Origin of the sequence: Rhodopseudomonas palustris, from assembly GCF_034479375.1 — a bacterium.
GTDB classification, from domain to species: Bacteria; Pseudomonadota; Alphaproteobacteria; order Rhizobiales; family Xanthobacteraceae; genus Rhodopseudomonas; species Rhodopseudomonas palustris_M.
Genome location: NZ_CP140155.1, coordinates 2036476 through 2053744, shown reverse-complemented (window position 1 = coordinate 2053744; position 17269 = coordinate 2036476). Strand labels below are relative to the sequence as shown.

Here is a 17269-nt window from a genome sequence, read left to right as displayed (position 1 = left end):
TCGCGCTCCGCGCGCCCCGGAATGACGAACGTGAGTGTGTCGGCGGTTGCTCGACGCCGTCATGGCCGGGCTTGTCCCGGCCATCCACGACAACCGGCACTGCAGCGAGACGTGGATGCCCGGGACGAGCCCGGGCGTGACGAAGACAAGCAACGGGTCGTTCAAATGAGCCAGCGCACGACGTCAGAAGAGAGCACTCGGCGATGAGCACCATCCAGACGTCAGCGCCGGCGCGGTCGCATGGCGGCGCGTCGGCGTGGCAGCGGCTCTCGACCAACCGCAACTGGCTGGCGCTGTGGTTCATGATGCCGGCGGCGGCGTTCCTGATCCTGTTTCTGGCCTATCCGTTGTTCCTCGGCGTGTGGATGAGCTTCACCGACGCACGAATCGGCCGCGACGGCGTCTATGTCGGCGTCGAGAACTACGAATGGCTGTGGGACGATTCGATCTTCTGGCTGTCGGTGTTCAACACCATCCTCTACACGACGGTCGCCAGCGCCATCAAATTCGCGGTCGGGCTGTATCTGGCGCTGCTGCTGAACCGGCACATGCCGTTCAAGGCGATGATCCGCGCCGCGGTGCTGGTGCCGTTCATCGTGCCGACCGTGCTGTCCGCGATCGCTTTCTGGTGGATCTACGATTCGCAGTTCTCGATCATCTCCTGGTCGCTGATCAAGCTCGGTCTGATCGACCAGAACATCAACTTCCTCGGCGACACGAGCTGGGCGCGCGCATCCGTGATCTTCGCCAATATCTGGCGCGGCGTGCCGTTCGTCGCGATCACTCTCTTGGCCGGGCTGCAGACGGTGTCGCCGTCGCTGTACGAGGCCGCGACGCTCGACGGCGCGACCTCGTGGCAGCGCTTCCGCTACATCACCTATCCGCTGCTGACGCCGATCATCGCCGTGGTGATGACGTTCTCGGTGCTGTTCACTTTCACCGATTTCCAGCTGATCTGGGCGCTGACCCGCGGCGGGCCGGTCAACGCCACGCATCTGATGGCGACGCTGAGCTATCAGCGCGGCATCCTCTCCGGCCGGCTGGGCGAGGGCGCGGCGATCGCCACCGCGATGATCCCGTTCCTGCTGGCGGCGATCTCGATCTCGTGGTTCGGCATGCAGCGCCGCAAGTGGCAGCAAGGAACCGACAATGACTGAGGCGCGCCATGACTGAGACCACCGCATCCGACCCGCGCCTCGCCGTCAAGGCCGCGACCGTCGCCAAGGACGACGACAGCGAGGGCATGAGCTATCTGGAGTCGCTGCCGCGCCGGCTGGTGACGCTGTATCTGCCGTTGTTCATCATCGTCGTGATCCTGCTGTTCCCGTTCTACTGGATGGCGCTGACCTCGATCAAACCCGACGAGCAGCTCATCGACATGGACACCTACAACCCGTTCTGGGTGGTCAAGCCGACGTTCAAGCACATCTCGAAACTGCTGTTCGAGACGCAATATCCGCGCTGGCTGTGGAACACGATGTATGTCGCCGCCGCCGCGACGACGCTGTCGATCGTGGCCAGCGTGCTCGCCGCCTATGCGATCGTGCGGCTGCGCTTCCGCGGCGCCGACAGCGTCGGCGGCGCGATCTTCCTCGCTTATCTGGTGCCGCCGTCGATCCTGTTCATTCCGCTGGCCTCGGTGATCCAGGCCTACGGCCTGTTCGACTCGCCGCTGTCGCTGATCCTGGTCTATCCGACGCTCTTGATCCCGTTCTCGACCTGGCTCTTGATGGGCTATTTCAAGACCATCCCGTTCGAGCTGGAGGAATGCGCGCTGATCGACGGCGCCTCGCGCTGGCAGATCCTGACCAAGATCATCGTGCCGCTGGCGGTGCCGGGGCTGATCTCGGCCTTCATCTTCTCGTTCACGCTGTGCTGGAACGAGTTCATCTACGCGCTGACCTTCCTGCAGTCGACGCCGAACAAGACCGTGCCGGTGGCGATCGTCAACGAATTCGTCGACGGCGACATCTACAAATGGGGCTCGCTGATGGCCGGCGCTCTGGTCGGCTCGCTGCCGCTGGTGATTCTCTACGCGTTCTTCGTCGAGCACTACGTGTCGGCGATGACCGGCGCGGTGAAGGAATAGCGGTGGCGGCGCTACTCACGTCGGCTCCGTCATTCCGGGGCGCGCGCAATTGCGCGCGAACCCGGAATCTGACACGAGCACGTTAGCATCTCTCCCCGGAAGAGATTCCGGGTTCGCGCTTCGCGCGCCCCGGAATGACGAACGATAGGGAAACATCAGCCTTGCACATCCTCATCCTCGGCGCCGCCGGCATGGTCGGGCGCAAACTCACGGAGCGGCTGCTCGCCGACGGTCGCCTCGGTGATCGCGAGATCACCCGGATGACGCTGCAGGACGTGGTCGCGCCGGCCAAGCCGGCCAACGCGGCGATGCCGATCACGACGGTCACCAGCGATCTCGCGGATGCGGGCGCCGCCGCCTCGCTGGTGGCGCATCGCTCCGATGTGATCTTCCATCTCGCCGCGATCGTGTCGGGCGAGGCCGAGGCGGATTTCGACAAGGGCTACCGCATCAATCTCGACGGCACGAGGCATCTGATCGACGCGATCCGCGCCGAGGGCGACGACTATCATCCGCGGCTGGTGTTCACCTCGTCGATCGCGGTGTTCGGCGCGCCGTTCCCGCAACAGATCGGCGATGAATTCCTCTCGGCGCCGCTCACCAGCTACGGCACCCAGAAGGCGATCTGCGAATTGCTGATCGCGGACTACACGCGCAAGGGCTTTCTCGACGGCGTCGGCATCCGCCTGCCGACGATCTGCGTCCGCCCCGGCAAGCCGAACAAGGCGGCGTCCGGCTTCTTCTCCAACATCATCCGCGAGCCGCTCGCCGGCCACGAGGCGGTGCTCCCGGTGTCGGACGAGGTGATGCACTGGCACGCCTCGCCGCGCTCCGCCGTCGGCTTCCTGATCCATGCCGGCACGATGGACACGCAAGCGATCGGCCCGCGCCGCAATCTGTCGATGCCCGGCCTCGCCGCCACCGTCGGCGAACAGATCGCCGCACTGGAGCGCGTCGCCGGCAACAGCGTCGTGGCGCGGATCAGGCGCGAGCCTGATCCGGTGATCATGGGCATCGTCGCCGGCTGGCCGCGCAATTTTGCGACCGACCGCGCGCGTGCGCTCGGCTTCACCACGGCGGAGACCACCTTCGACGACATCATCCGCATCCATATCGAGGATGAACTCGGCGGGAATTTCGTCGCTTGACCAACGCACAGGCGTCATCGCCGGGCTCGACCCGGCGATCCATCTTCTTTGGGTGATGGATGCCCGGGTCAAGCCCGGGCATGACGGGTCTTTATGCGTCCCACGGGGGATGCTTTTGGCTGACGGTCGTCCTATATTCCGGCCAAACCAGCAACCCGATCGAGGAGAAACGCCATGACCGCCAGCATCGTTGGATGGGCGCATATGCCCTTCGGCAAGTTCGACGCCGAGACCGTCGAGAGCATGATCGTCCGGGTCGCCAACGAGGCGATTGCGGATGCCGGCATCGCCGCCGCCGATGTCGATGAAATCGTGCTCGGGCATTTCAACGCCGGCTTCTCACCGCAGGATTTCACCGCCGCTCTGGTGCTGCAGGCCGATCCGGCGCTGCGCTTCAAGCCCGCCACCCGCGTCGAGAACGCCTGCGCCACCGGTTCCGCCGCCGTGCATCAGGGCATCCGCGCGATCGAGGCCGGCGCCGCCAAGGTGGTGCTGGTGGTCGGCGTCGAACAGATGACGCGGACGCCGGGCCCGGAAATCGGCAAGAACCTGCTGCGCGCCTCCTATCTGCCGGAAGACGGCGAGACGCCCGCGGGCTTCGCCGGCGTGTTCGGCATCATCGCGCAACGATACTTCCAGAAATACGGCGACCAGTCCGACGCCCTCGCCATGATCGCCGCCAAGAACCATCACAACGGCGTGTCCAATCCCTATGCGCAGATGCGCAAGGATTTCGGCTTCGAGTTCTGCCGCGCCGAAGGCGAAAAGAACCCGTTCGTCGCCGGTCCGCTGAAGCGCACCGACTGCTCGCTGGTGTCGGACGGCGCCGCCGCGCTGGTGCTGACCTCGGCGGAGAACGCCAAAACGATGGGCAAGGCGGTCAACATCCGCGCTCGCGCCCACGCGCAGGATTTCCTGCCGATGTCGAAGCGCGACATCCTGCAATTCGAAGGCTGCACCGTCGCCTGGCAGCGCGCGCTGGCCGACGCCAGCGTCACGCTCGATGATCTGTCCTTCGTCGAGACCCACGATTGCTTCACCATCGCCGAGCTGATCGAATACGAAGCGATGGGGCTGACGCCGAAGGGGCAGGGCGCCCGCGCCATCAAGGAAGGCTGGACCCAGAAGGACGGCAAGCTGCCGATCAATCCGTCCGGCGGGCTCAAGGCCAAGGGCCATCCGATCGGCGCCACCGGCGTGTCGATGCACGTGCTGACCGCGATGCAGCTGCTCGGCCAGGCGCCGGAAGGGATGCAGATCAAGGACGCCAAGCTCGGCGGCATCTTCAACATGGGCGGCGCCGCCGTCGCCAACTACGTCTCGGTGCTCGAACCGGCGAAATGAGTAATGGCCTCTCGTTCGTCATGCCCGGCCTTGTGCCGGGCATCCACGTCTTGAAGGTTGCTCCGCATCGAAGACGTGGACGGCCGGGACAAGCCCGGCCATGACGCGTGAGTGAGTCGGCATCAACGACCCCTTCGTCCAAATTCACTTGAGAGGCGCGCGATGAATCTGGCGCAATGGCTCGCCGCGAGCGCACGGCTGCGGCCGTCCGCGCCGGCCTTGCTCACCGGCACCACGACCGAGGCGGACTACGCGACGTTTGCTGATCGCGCCGCCGCGTTCGCCGCCGCGCTTCAACGCGACTACGGCATCGTCCCGGGCGATCGCGTCGCGCTGTTCGCGCATAATTGCACGCAATATCTCGAGGCGCTGTACGGCATCTGGTGGGCCGGCGCGGTGGCGGTTCCGATCAACGCCAAGCTGCACGGCCGCGAGGCGGCGTGGATCTGCAGCAATTCCGGCGCCAAGCTGGCGCTGATCTGCGACGACACCGCGGACACCTTCAACGAGGCCGCGGGCGATCTGCCGGCCGGCATGGCGACGCTGGCGCTCGACAGCGACGCCTATGTCCGCGCCCGCAGCGGCGACGGGCCGGCGGCGCCTGTGGCGCGCGAGGATGCCGATCTCGCCTGGCTGTTCTACACCTCCGGCACCACCGGCCGGCCGAAGGGCGTGATGCTCAGCCACGGCAATCTGATCGCGATGTCGCTGGGCTATCTGGCCGACGTCGACGCGGTGACGCCGGACGACGCCGCGCTCTACGCCGCGCCGATCTCGCACGGCGCGGGGCTCTACAACATGATCCACACCCGGTTCGGCGCGCGTCACGTGGTGCCGCCGTCGAAAGGGTTCGATCCCGGCGAGGTGCTCGATCTCGGCAAACAGCTCGGCAATGTCGCGATGTTCGCCGCGCCGACGATGATCAAGCGCCTGGTCGAGGCCGCCCGGCGCCGCGGCGAGACCGGCGAGGGGCTGCGCACCATCGTCTATGGCGGCGGGCCGATGTATCTCGCCGACATCCGCGACGCGCTCGGCGTGATGGGCCAGCGCTTCGTGCAGATCTACGGCCAGGGCGAGTCGCCGATGGCGATCACCTCGCTGAAGCGCGAGCTGCATGCGGACACCGAGCATCCGCGCCATCTGCAGCGGCTGGCCTCGGTCGGCACCGCGCAGAGTGCTCTTTCCGTGCGGATCACCGGCGCGGACGGCGAGGTGTTGCCGGCCGGCGAGACCGGCGAGATCGAGGCCAAGGGCCCGACCGTGATGCGCGGCTACTGGAACAATCCCGACGCCAATGCCGAGACGCTGAAAGACGGCTGGCTGCGCACCGGCGACGTCGGCCGGCTGGACGAGGACGGCTTTCTCACGCTGTCCGACCGCTCCAAGGACGTGATCATCTCCGGCGGCACCAACATCTATCCGCGCGAGGTGGAAGAAGCGCTGCTGACGCACCCCGCGGTGCGCGAGGTCTCCGCGATCGGCGTCGCCGATCCCGAATGGGGCGAGAACGTCGTCGCATGCGTGGTGCTGGTCGAGGGCTCTGCGCCCGACGATGCCGCGCTCGACGCGCATTGCCTCGATGCCATCGCCCGCTTCAAACGCCCGAAGCGCTACGTCTATCTCGATCAGTTGCCGAAGAACAATTACGGCAAGGTGCTGAAGACCGAGTTGCGCAAGATGGTGAAGTAAGCGCGGGACCTCCCCGCGTCATTGCGAGGAGCGAAGCGACGAAGCAATCCAGCCCCGTGCTCGGCGCCTCTGGATTGCTTCGCTGCGCTCGCAATGACGGAGTCAACGCATCACCCCCACCATCGCCGGCCGCTCGTCGCCGTCGACCCACAGCGCGAAAGCGTCGCCGTCGTCGCCCGCGGCCTGCCGCAGCGTGACGGCGCGGCCGTAGTACACCGGGCCTTTCAGCCACAGATCGAGCTGCTGCGGCGGCTTCTGCGGCTGAGCGAGGTGCCCGAGGCATTGCGCCGCGATCCGCTGCGGGTGCGCCGAGGCGGCGGCGAAGCCGGTCCGCTGCGCATAGGCGTCGAGCAGATGTAGCGGATTGGCGTCGCCGGTCAGCCGCGCCCAGCGCAGGCGACGATGGCCCTCGACGTTCCAATGCGCGACCGGCGGCAGCGTCGCGTCGACCGACGGCGACGCGAAGGCGGCCCCCTCGGCCGCGCCGTGCACGAATAGCGGCGCGAAGCGGCCGCGATAATAGAACGTCGTGATGCTCTCCCACGGGCAATCATCGCCCTGCAGCAGTTGCGCGTGGATGTCGAGCTCGATGCCCTTGTCGTGGACGCGCCAGGCGGTCGCCCGCGCAATCAGATCGGACGGATACGCGACCTTGATCTCGCCACGGCGGATCAGCCGGTTGCGCAATTGCAGCGCCCGCCAGATCGGCAGCGGCCAGCGCGGATGCATCAGCATCGCCAGCGTCAGGCGAAAGCCGGTGACGTGCGGCGCGAGCAGCAGCAGCCGCTCGGTGGTGGCGGCATCGTCGCCGCCGGCGAGGCGCTGCAGCACGCCGAGCGCCTGCCGGTCGATGCGGTAGTCGCGCCAGATGAAGCTGAATTCCGGGAAGCCATCCTTCGCGTTCCAGCCCGGCGACGGCCACAACGCGCCCAGCCCCATCACCGGCAATGATGGCGTCGCGAAGAAGGTCTTGTGATGCGTCGTCATCTGGCGGCTCTGGCGGAGGGATCGCGGCGTGGGTCTGCCGGCGCAACCAATGAAGTCACGTTGCACTGCGGTCAATGACGTCGCGCGACGATTCCGTGTCGCGGAACATCGCGTGCGGCGATCGAGGCTGCATGGAGCCATGCCGCGCGCCTGCTTGATCTCGGCTCGCGCTCCACGCTACACCGAAACGACGGTGCCTGTGAGAGCGCCGCTATCCGCATCGGGGAGCGATCGCGACGATGGGGCCACTCGAGGGCGTGAAGATCGTCGACATGACGTCGGTGCTGATGGGGCCCTACGCGACCCAGATGCTCGGCGACTACGGCGCCGACGTGATCAAGATCGAATCCCCCGACGGCGACGTCACCCGGCAGATCGGGCCTTCGCGCCATCCCGGCATGGGCCCGGTGTTCCTCAACGCCAACCGCAACAAGCGCAGCATCTGCCTCGATCTCAAACATGCCGCCGGCCGCGCCGCCGCGCTGCGGCTGATCGCGCGCGCCGACGTGCTGGTCTATAACGTCCGCCCGCAGGCGATGGCGCGGCTCGCGCTCGGCTACGATGATGTCGCGCCGATCAACCCGCGGCTGATCTATGCCGGCCTGTTCGGCTTCGGCCAGGACGGGCCGTATGCGGCCAAGCCCGCTTATGACGATCTGATCCAGGGCGCCACCGCGTTGCCGGCGCTGAATGCGCGCATCGGCGACGGCACGCCGCGCTACGTGCCGAACGCGCTGGTTGACCGCATCGTCGGCCTCACTGCCGTCGGCGCGATCTGCGCCTCGCTGGTGCATCGCGACCGCACCGGGCAGGGCCAGCGGCTCGACGTCCCGATGTTCGAGACGATGGCGAGCTTCGTGATGGGCGATCATCTCGGCGGACTCACCTACGAGCCGCCGCTCGATCGCGGCGGCTACGCGCGGCATCTGTCGCCGGACCGGCGGCCGTACCGGACCGCCGACGGCTACATCTGTGCGATGGTCTACAACGACAAGCAGTGGGTCAGCTTCCTGCAGGCCATCGGCCGCGACGATCTGCTAGCCGACGAGCGCTACACGTCGTTCGCCAAGCGCGCCGTGAACATCGACGTGGTCTATGCCGAGTTGGCGCGGATCTTTCAGACCCGCACGACTGCGGAATGGACCGATCTGCTCGACGCCGCCGACGTGCCGGCGATGCGGATGCACGATCTCGAAACCATGCTCGACGATCCGCATCTGGTGGCGACTGATTTCTTCCCCGTCGTGCAGCATCCCAGCGAAGGCCCGATCCGCGACATGAAGGTGGCGGCGACCTGGTCGGCGACACCGGTCGAGCGCCAGCGCCTCGCGCCGCGATTGGGCGAGCAGGGCGCGGAGATACTTGGCGAGGTCGGTTATAGCGCCGAGGAGATCGCGGCGCTCGCGGGCTGCGGGGCATTGAAGTTGCCGGCCGCGGCGAAGGCGGCGAGCTGAGATGAGCGCTGCTGGCAACCCCGATCCCCTCGTGCTCCTTGTTGCACGGCGTCTCTTCTCCCTCCCCCCTTGCGGGGGAGGGTCGGGGTGGGGGGTAGCCACGCGCTCAGTCCTCGCGGACCCCCACCCCCGACCCCTCCCCGCAAGGGGGAGGGGAGCGCGTCGTGCTCGAACTCACATTCGTGGTCCTCATCGCCATCACCGTCGTCACCCTCTCGTTCGTCATTCCGGGGCGCGCCTCTTGGCGCGAGCCCGGAATCCATACTTCCCGACGGTGGTTATGGATTCCGGGTTCGCCGCTCCGCGGCGCCCCGGAATGACGAACGAGAGGTTATTGCCAAGCGGCGGACATCCGTCATGAGCTACATCACTGGCGTCGGCCTCACCTCGTTCGGCAGGATCGACGGTTCGACCACGCTGTCGCTGATGCGCGATGCCGCCGAGCAGGCGCTCGCCGATGCGGAGCTGACGCGCTCCGACATCGATGGGCTGCTGTGCGGCTATTCGACGACGATGCCGCACATCATGCTGGCGACGGTGTTCGCCGAGCATGTCGGCATCCGGCCGAGCTATTGTCACGCCGTTCAGGTCGGCGGCGCCACCGGGATGGCGATGGCGATGCTGGCGCATCAGCTCGTCGAGAGCGGCGCGGCGAAGAACATTCTGGTGGTCGGTGGCGAAAATCGCCTGAGCGGGCAGAGCCGCGACGCCTCGGTGCAGGCGCTGGCGCAGGTCGGCCACCCGGTTTACGAAGTGCCGCTCGGCCCGACCATCCCGGCTTACTACGGCCTCGTCGCGTCGCGTTACATGCACCAGCACGGCGTCACCGAGGAAGATCTCGCCGCATTCGCGGTGCTGATGCGTGCGCATGCGGCGAGCCATCCCGGCGCGCAGTTCCGCGATCCGATCAGCGTCGCCGAGGTGATGGCGTCGAAGCCGATCGCCACGCCGCTGAAGCTGCTGGATTGCTGTCCTGTTTCCGATGGCGGCGCGGCGCTGATCGTCAGCCGCGAGCCGACCACACGGCATCGCATCAGGGTCCGCGGTTGCGGCCAGGCGCATACCCATCAGCACGTCACCGCGATGCCGGCGGACGGCCCGTCCGGCGCCGAGCAGTCGATCGCGCGCGCCAGGGCGGCGAGCGGTGTCGCGATTAGCGACGTGCGCTACGCCGCCGTCTATGACAGCTTCACCATCACGCTGCTGATGCTGCTGGAGGACCTCGGCCTCGCGCCACGCGGCGAGGCGGCGGCGCGCGCCCGCGACGGCTACTTCTCGCGCGACGGCGCGATGCCGCTCAACACCCATGGCGGGCTGTTGAGCTACGGCCATTGTGGCGTCGGCGGCGCGATGGCGCATCTGGTCGAGACCCATCTGCAGATGACCGGCCGCGCCGGAAATCGCCAGGTCCGCGACGCCTCTCTGGCGCTGCTGCATGGCGACGGCGGCGTGCTGTCGTCGCATGTCAGCATGATCCTGGAGCGGGTGCGATGAGCGAGCCGGCGATGACCTCCGACTGGACCGCGGGCGAGGAGGCGATCAGCTATCAGCGCTGCACCGCTTGCGGCGCCGTGCAATATTTTCGCCGCGAGTTCTGCGCCGGCTGCGGCGGCGACGATCTCGCCACGCTACGCGCCGGCGGCGACGGCGTCGTCCACGCCGCGACGCTGGTGCACCGCGCCGCAACGCTGGAGGCGCGTGACCATGTTCCGTTCAAGATCGTTCTGGTCGACACCGCGGAAGGTTTCCGCATGATGGCGCACGGCGCCCAAGATCTCGCCATCGGCGACCGGGTGACTGCGCGCTATGCGCGTTTCACCGGCCGCCTCGTTCCGTTCTTCGAAAGGACCCCTGCATGAGCCGTCTTCGCGCCGCCCTCGATCCGAAATCCGTCGCAATCATCGGCGCGTCGGACAATCCCAACAAGGTCGGCGGCCGGCCGGTGCATTTCCTCGGCAAGTTCGGCTTCAAGGGCAAGATCTATCCGATCAATCCCAGCCGCCCCGAGATCCAGGGTCACAAGAGCTACGCATCGCTGCGGGACCTGCCCGAAGCGCCCGAGATGGTGATCGTCGCGGTCGCCGGCGACAACGCCATCGCCGCGGTCGAGGATTGCGCCGCCGCCGGCGTCAAGATCGCGGTGGTGATGGCGTCGGGCTTCGGCGAGGTCGATGCGGTCGAAGGCAAGGCCAAGGAGCGCCGCATGGTCGAAGCCGCGCACAAGGCGGGCATGCGCATCGTCGGGCCGAATTCGCAGGGCCTGGCCAATTTCGGCACCGGCGCGATCGCGTCGTTCTCGACGATGTTCGTCGACATGGAGCGCGCCGCGGAGGACGCAAAGGGCCACGTCGCGATGCTCAGCCAGTCCGGCGCGCTGTCGACCGTGCCGGTCGGCTTCCTGCGCCAGAAGGGCATCGGCGTTCGCCACACCCACGCCACCGGCAACGATGCCGACATCACCGTCGGCGAGCTCGCCTGCGCGGTCGCCGAAGATCCCGACGTCAAGCTGATGCTGCTGTATCTCGAGAGCATCCCGGACAAGAAGTATCTGGAAGAACTCGCCGCCATCGCGCTCGATCGCGATCTGCCGATCATCGCGTTGAAGTCCGGCCGCACCGAGGCCGGCAAGGCGGCGGCGCAGTCGCACACCGGGGCGCTCGCCAACGAGGATCGCGTGGTCGATGCGTTCTTCGCGCATCACGGCATCTGGCGCGCGCCGGACATGCGCGGGCTGGTCGAGGCGACAGAGCTGTATCTCAAGGGCTGGAAGCCGCAGGGCCGGCGGCTGGTGGCGATCAGCAATTCCGGCGCGGTCTGCGTGCTGACAGCCGACGCCGCGACCAGCGTCGGCATGCCGATGGCGAAGCTCGCGCCCGAGACCGACACCAAGCTGAAAGGCATTCTGCCGAGCTTCGCCACCACCACCAACCCGATCGATCTCACCGCCGCGCTGCTGTCCAACAGCGCGCTGTTCGGCGACATCCTGCCGGTGATCGCGGAGGACCCGGCGGCCGATGCGTTCCTGATCGGCGTGCCGGTGGCGGGGCCGGGCTACGACGTGCCGGCATTCTCGCGGGATGCCGCGGCGTTCGCCAAGCAGACCGGCAAGCCGCTGGTGGTGTCCGCGACGCAGCCGAGCGTGGCGCAGGCCTTTGCGGCGAACGGCACCTCGGTGTTTCCGACCGAGGTCGAGGCGGTGACGGCGCTGCACCAGTTTCTGGCGCATCACGAACTGATGGCGAAGACGCGCGCGCGTCGCGTGACTCGGGACGTGCGCGAAGCGCCGGTCGCGTCCGCCGCAGGGACGCTGATGCTCAACGAGGCCGAGAGCCTGTCGCTGCTCGCCGCGCGCGGCATTCCGGTGGTGCCGCATCGGCTGTGCCTGTCGCGCAACGAGGCGATTGCGGCGTTCACGATGATCGGCGGCCCGGTGGTGGTGAAGGGGTGTTCGGCCGACATCGCCCATAAATCCGAACTCGGCCTGGTCCGGCTCGGCGTGACATCGGCCGATGCGACCGGCGACATCTTCGCCGAGATGGAGCAGATCATCGCGGAGAACGGCTCGCGCTTCGACGGCGTGATCGTCGCGTCGATGGCCGGCGGCCGGCGCGAATTGATGATCGGCGCGCATCGCGATCCGGTGTTCGGCCCGGTCGTGGTGGTCGGCGATGGCGGCAAATATGTCGAGATCTTCAAGGACACCAAATTGCTGCTGCCGCCGTTCACGGCGCAGGACGTGCGCGACGCGCTGCAGACGCTGCGGATCGCGCCGCTGTTCGCCGGCGTCCGCGGCGAGCCGCCGATGGATCTCGACGCGCTGATCGATGCGGTGGTGAAGGTCGGCGAACTGATGCGCGACCCCGCCGCCGGCGTGGTCAGCCTCGATCTCAATCCGGTGATGCTCGGCAGCGCAGGCCAGGGCTGCGTGGTGGTCGACGCCGTGGTGTTTCACGGCGCCTGAGGGGCGGCCCGCGGCGGAACCGGCGGCGCGCAGCAGACGCGCGGCGCGCCGCGACATCGCCGTCGCTATCCGAACCAGACCCGCACGATCCGTTCGGTGGTGGGCGACAGCTCGATATTCGCGCGGTCCAGCCGATAGTCGAGCGTCAGGCCGTCGCCCGAGTGATACACGCGCAGCGATTTGCCGATCAGGCCGTCGCCTGGCGGCTTGGTCGGCAGCAACCATGGCCAGGGAATGAGGTCGCCGCCGGACAGCGCGACTGCCTGCTTGGCCTGATCGGAAATGTCGAGCGACGCCTCCTTGGCGTTGCCGCGGGCGTGGATGCGGACGCCGCGCAGTGGCTGGCCCGGCCCCCAATAGTCGGCCGGATCGCGCGGGATCGTCGTCTCCGCGACGACCGTGGTGATCATTTCGAGCACAATGCCGCTCGGCTCCTCGGCGACGAAGTCGAAGTCCTGGATGCAATCGTCCGGCGGACGGATGTAGAACCACGGCGACAGTTCGGGGGTCTTCCATCCCGAGGTCGGGACGGTGCCGTGGGCGACGATGAGGATTTGCGGCGGCTTGGTCTTGATCAGGCTGATATCGACCGAAGTAACTTCCAATATGCGCTGCATTGCAAAACTCCCGGCTTTGAAATGCCGAGATGCTCCGCCGGTGGCGAGACGCTGTCCAGTGAATTAATCGCGAAAGATCTTCCGGCGGTCGGGTGAGGTTGTCACCGCTGCGACGGCCTCGCGACGCCATGCAATCCGCCGCCGCGCTGCAGCAGCAGCGTCGCGATCAGCACGGTCGGCATGAGAATGGCGTTGCCGAGGCCGGCGATCTGGACTCTTCCCATGTGCATTCGCTCAGGCGAATTGCTTTTCCGGGATCATGTCACCGCGGTATGGAGATAGCAACGATGCGCGAACGTCCCGCGGCGGAGCGCGGACAGATCGCGCTGTGCGATGCGGCAATAAGTCGCCGATCGAACGATGCCGGTCAGCCGATTGCCATCCTCCGCGCGTTCGGGGGGCGACCCTCGGCGAGCCGCGCCGGCGCCGGCCGCGTTACGCAGCCGATATCGCTTTGCGACGCAGGGAACACGCGATGGCGGGCGCGGCGCTCGCGACCTTCGCCCGGAGGTTGAATTCCACGCTGCGGTATCTCGGAGAAATCTTGCGTCGACTGGCTGAGAAGGAGGTGGAACCTTCGGTTTGTTGAGGTTGTCGACGCTGATCGGCTGATGTAGCTTCATCCGCAAGTGGAATTTCATTCCGCAGAGTGAAATTAAAAAATGTGCGCCGTGACGGGGCTGATGGGCGCTCCCGTCGCTGTGCATTTGGCATCAAGAACCACGCGGGAAAAAACAACATGGGACGACGCTCGGAACGCCTCTGCAGACAAGCCAGCGGTGACCTCGCCGGCGAAAGCGATGTGATACAGGTGGTGTCGCGCGCATTCGACGTGCTCCGCTGCTTCGAGGGGGCCGAAGCCCGCCTCGGCAATCTCGAGATTTCCAACCGCTGCGGCCTGCCGCGCTCGACCGTGTCGCGGCTGACCCACACGCTCACCCGAATGGGGCAGCTCGTGTATCTGCCGCGCGACCAGAAGTATCGGATCGGCCCGAGTGCGGTGGCGATGAGCACGGCGATGATGCGCGGGCTGCAATTGCGCAACCTGATCCGGACGCGGCTGCAGGAAGTCGCCGATCAGATCCCCGGCACCATCGGTTTCCTGATCCCCGACCGCTTTCATCTGGTGTATTTCGAATACGCCCGCGCGCCGCACGCGCTCGGCCTGCATTCGACCACCGGCAGCCGCATCGCGATGACGCAGACCGCAGGCGGCCACGCCTACACCGCGGCGCTCGACGAGGATGTCGCCAACGCATTGCTGACGGACATGAGCCGTGAGTTTCCGGATCACGCGCCGCTGCTGCGCGACCGCCTCGAGGCCAATCGCGCGATGCTGCGCGAGCGCGGCTATGTGATCTCCTGCGGGCTGTTCAGCCAACACATCAACGGCATCGCGGTGCCGATGTGGTCGCCGCAATATCAGACCTATGTGGTGGTCAATATCGGCCTGCTGGCGGCGATGTACGACGAGCAGCGGATCCACGACGAGGTGGCGCCGGTGCTGCTGCGGCTCAGCGCGGCGATCGATGCGCTGATTCAGAACGCCGACGGCGGACTGATGGCGACCGGCCCCGGCTCCGGCAAGGCATCCAGCCGGCCGGCAGCCGCGACCGCCCGGCGCACCGCCCCGGCGAGCAGCCTCGGCGCAGCGGAGGAGCGGCGCCGACACGGCCAGGTGCCGGCCTGATCGAACGACGGCTTGCTCTTCAGCCTCATCCTTCGAGACGCGGCGGACACGCCGCTGCTCGGGGGAGGCGTGAAGCGCCGTCTCGAACCGTGAGCTGATTCGCTGCCTTTCTACGCCGCGGCCGGCCGCGGGTGCTTGCTGATCGTCAGCACGATCAGCGCCGCGATGATGCACAGCGCGTCAGCGACGAAGAACGCCGGCAGGTAGCTGAGCAGCACGGTGCGGGACAGTCCGGCGCCGAACGCCGCGGTGGCGGCGCCGAGCTGATGGCCGGCGAAGATCCAGCCGAACACGATCCCGGCGCGCTCCGGCCCGAATTTCTGCGCGGTGAGCCGCACCGTCGGCGGCACCGTGGCGATCCAGTCGAGCCCGTAGAACAGCGCGAACAGCGACAGCCCGTAGAAGGTGAAATCGCTGAACGGCAGGAACAGCAGCGACAGCCCGCGCAGGCCGTAATACCAGAACAGCAGCCAGCGATTGTCGTAGCGGTCCGACAGCCAGCCCGACAGGATGGTGCCGACGAAATCGAAGATCCCCATCGCGGCGAGCAGCCCGGCCGCCTGCACCTGCGGGATGCCGAAATCGGCGCACAGCGGAATCAGGTGAACCTGAATCAGGCCGTTGGTCGATGCGCCGCAGATGAAGAAGGTCGCGAACAGGATCCAGAACACCCGGGTCTTCGCCGCGTCGCGCAGCGCGCCGAGCGCCGCCGCCATGATCGGGGCGTTGGCGGGCGGCGGGGGCGGCAGCGGCTCGCTCCCCGTGTCGCCGAACGGCCGCAGCCCGAGATCGCCCGGCCGGTCGCGCATCATCAGCAGCACGCCCATCGCCGCGACGCCGAGGCCGACGCACAACAGCATGAGCGCGACGCGCCAGCCGTAGAGTTCGGTGAGCTTCGCCAGCATCGGCAGGAACACCAATTGCCCGGTGGCGACGCTGGCGGTGAGGATGCCGACGACCAGGCCACGGCGATGGTTGAACCAGCGCGCCGCCACGGTCGCGCCGAGCACCAGCGCGGTCAGGCCGGTGCCGACGCCGACCGCGACGCCCCACAGCAGCACCAACTGCCAGACCTGCGTCATCGCCACCGAGCCGATCAGGCTCGCGGCGATGATCACTTGCCCGGCGAGCGCGACGTTGCGCAGGCCGTAGCGATTCATCAGCGCCGCCGCGAACGGCGCCATCAGCCCGAACAGGATGAAGCGGATCGACAGCGCCGAGGAAATCTCCGCGGTGGTCCAGCCGAACTCCTGCTGCAGCGGCAGGATGAAGACGCCGGGCGCGCCGACCGCGCCGGCCGAGACCAGCGCCGTGAGAAACGTCACGCCGACCATCACCCAGCCGTAATGAATGTCGCGGCGGGCGAGGGCGGAGGCGAGCCAGGTCGAGATCATGCGGCGTGTCCTGATGCGGGGAGGGCGGGCGACTGCAGCCGGAATATGACGACGATCATATAATGCATCGCCGCTTTTGCAATCCGCCGCGCTGCAACAGGCCGTGATCGTCTCCCGCCGCCGTCAGCGCTTGCGGCTGATGAATTCGCCCATCAGTCTCTGCGGCTCGCCGGTGAGATAGGCCTGGCCGAACACCGTGACCGAGTGATCGACCGCCTCGCGCAGCGGCATGTCGTGCCAGGCGGTCAGCAGCGCCTTCTGCGCCCGCAGCGCCTGCGGCGCGGCGGCGAGCAGGGAGGCGACCAGGCCCTCGACGGCGTCGTCGAGCACGTCCGGCGGCGCGATCGTGTCGATCAGGCCCCAGCCTAGCGCGGTCGGCGCATCGATCGTCTCGGCGGTCATCAGCAGCCAGCGCGTGCGGCTCCAGCCGATCAGCCGCGGCAGCAGCGCCGCGTGGATCACCGAGGGGATTCCGACCCGCACTTCCGGCATCGCGAATTTGGCGTTCTCGGCCGCGACGCGGAAGTCGCAGGCGGCGGCGACTTCGAGCCCGCCGCCGAGGCACCAGCCCGGGATTCGCGCGATCACCGGATACGGCACGGTGCGTATCGTTTCGCACAGATGGCCGAGCCCGGTGATGAAACGCTCGGCGGAGGCCTGATCCAGCGTCGCCATTTCCTTGATGTCGGCGCCGCCGATCATGCTCCTGTCGCTTTCGCCGCAAATGATCAGCACGCGGTTCGACGCATCGGCGGCGAGTTGCGCGACGCCCTCGCGAACCGCGTCGATCACCTGCGAATTCAGGATGTTGAGCGGGCCGGCGGCGCAGATCGTCAGGCGCACGACGCCGCGGTCGTCCACGACGACGCCGCAATGGGAGTTGATCATCCGCATGG

Annotated in this window: 15 protein-coding genes; 10 read left to right on the top strand and 5 right to left on the bottom strand. The window is 67.4% G+C overall.

All coding sequences use genetic code 11. The annotated features are described in order from the left end of the window. The first annotated feature begins 203 nt into the window (after window positions 1-203). From SR870_RS09280 to SR870_RS09260, 5 genes are all read left to right on the top strand, one after another. Entirely contained in the window at window positions 204-1157 is a 954-nt protein-coding gene (locus tag SR870_RS09280) for a sugar ABC transporter permease (protein ID WP_322517681.1), read from the top strand. 8 nt (window positions 1158-1165) lie between these two features. Next, window positions 1166-2089, top strand: a complete 924-nt coding sequence (locus SR870_RS09275) for a carbohydrate ABC transporter permease (protein WP_322517680.1) — start codon at window positions 1166-1168, stop codon at window positions 2087-2089. A gap of 161 nt (window positions 2090-2250) precedes the next feature. Further along, window positions 2251-3237: a D-erythronate dehydrogenase gene (gene denD, locus SR870_RS09270; protein ID WP_322517679.1), complete on the top strand. Its 987-nt coding sequence runs from the start codon at window positions 2251-2253 to the stop codon at window positions 3235-3237. Between the two features lie 174 nt (window positions 3238-3411). After that, complete coding sequence (locus SR870_RS09265; RefSeq protein ID WP_322517678.1) at window positions 3412-4581, top strand: acetyl-CoA acetyltransferase; 1170 nt, start codon at window positions 3412-3414, stop codon at window positions 4579-4581. Between the two features lie 162 nt (window positions 4582-4743). After that, a complete protein-coding gene (locus tag SR870_RS09260) occupies window positions 4744-6270 on the top strand; it encodes a class I adenylate-forming enzyme family protein (protein ID WP_322517677.1) in 1527 nt (508 codons plus the stop codon). A gap of 102 nt (window positions 6271-6372) precedes the next feature. Here SR870_RS09260 and SR870_RS09255 read toward each other — a convergent pair whose 3' ends face one another. After that, complete coding sequence (locus tag SR870_RS09255) at window positions 6373-7257, bottom strand: acyl dehydratase (protein WP_322517676.1); 885 nt, start codon at window positions 7255-7257, stop codon at window positions 6373-6375. A gap of 239 nt (window positions 7258-7496) precedes the next feature. Here SR870_RS09255 and SR870_RS09250 point away from each other — a divergent pair, with 239 nt between their 5' ends. The 4 genes from SR870_RS09250 to SR870_RS09235 all read left to right on the top strand — a co-directional run bounded on the left by SR870_RS09250 (window position 7497) and on the right by SR870_RS09235 (window position 12672). Then, on the top strand, window positions 7497-8711 hold the full coding sequence (locus tag SR870_RS09250) for a CoA transferase (RefSeq protein WP_322517675.1): 1215 nt from the start codon (window positions 7497-7499) through the stop codon (window positions 8709-8711). Window positions 8712-9068: 357 nt separating this feature from the next. Continuing rightward, window positions 9069-10205, top strand: a complete 1137-nt coding sequence (locus SR870_RS09245) for a thiolase family protein (protein ID WP_322517674.1) — start codon at window positions 9069-9071, stop codon at window positions 10203-10205. Continuing rightward, the gene (locus SR870_RS09240; RefSeq protein ID WP_322517673.1) at window positions 10202-10570 is read left to right on the top strand and encodes a Zn-ribbon domain-containing OB-fold protein; all 369 of its coding nucleotides are present in this window, start codon (window positions 10202-10204) and stop codon (window positions 10568-10570) included. Before SR870_RS09245 ends, SR870_RS09240 begins: the two co-directional genes overlap by 4 nt. After that, window positions 10567-12672, top strand: a complete 2106-nt coding sequence (locus tag SR870_RS09235; protein ID WP_322517672.1) for an acetate--CoA ligase family protein — start codon at window positions 10567-10569, stop codon at window positions 12670-12672. Before SR870_RS09240 ends, SR870_RS09235 begins: the two co-directional genes overlap by 4 nt. A 65-nt stretch (window positions 12673-12737) precedes the next feature. Here SR870_RS09235 and SR870_RS09230 read toward each other — a convergent pair whose 3' ends face one another. Continuing rightward, window positions 12738-13289, bottom strand: coding sequence for a hypothetical protein (locus SR870_RS09230; protein WP_322517671.1), 552 nt, complete (start codon window positions 13287-13289; stop codon window positions 12738-12740). Between the two features lie 101 nt (window positions 13290-13390). After that, window positions 13391-13513 carry a hypothetical protein gene (locus SR870_RS09225; protein WP_322517670.1) on the bottom strand — a complete coding sequence of 41 codons (123 nt, stop codon included), beginning with the start codon at window positions 13511-13513 and terminating at the stop codon, window positions 13391-13393. Between the two features lie 515 nt (window positions 13514-14028). Between SR870_RS09225 and SR870_RS09220 the strand changes: the two genes are divergently transcribed. Beyond that, window positions 14029-14979: an IclR family transcriptional regulator gene (locus SR870_RS09220; RefSeq protein ID WP_322517669.1), complete on the top strand. Its 951-nt coding sequence runs from the start codon at window positions 14029-14031 to the stop codon at window positions 14977-14979. Between the two features lie 110 nt (window positions 14980-15089). On the opposite strand, the gene SR870_RS09215 is transcribed toward SR870_RS09220, so the two are convergent. Both SR870_RS09215 and SR870_RS09210 read right to left on the bottom strand, forming a co-directional pair. Then, entirely contained in the window at window positions 15090-16373 is a 1284-nt protein-coding gene (locus SR870_RS09215; RefSeq protein WP_322517668.1) for an MFS transporter, read from the bottom strand. Window positions 16374-16496: 123 nt separating this feature from the next. Beyond that, entirely contained in the window at window positions 16497-17267 is a 771-nt protein-coding gene (locus SR870_RS09210; protein WP_322517667.1) for an enoyl-CoA hydratase, read from the bottom strand. Window positions 17268-17269: the final 2 nt, after the last annotated feature.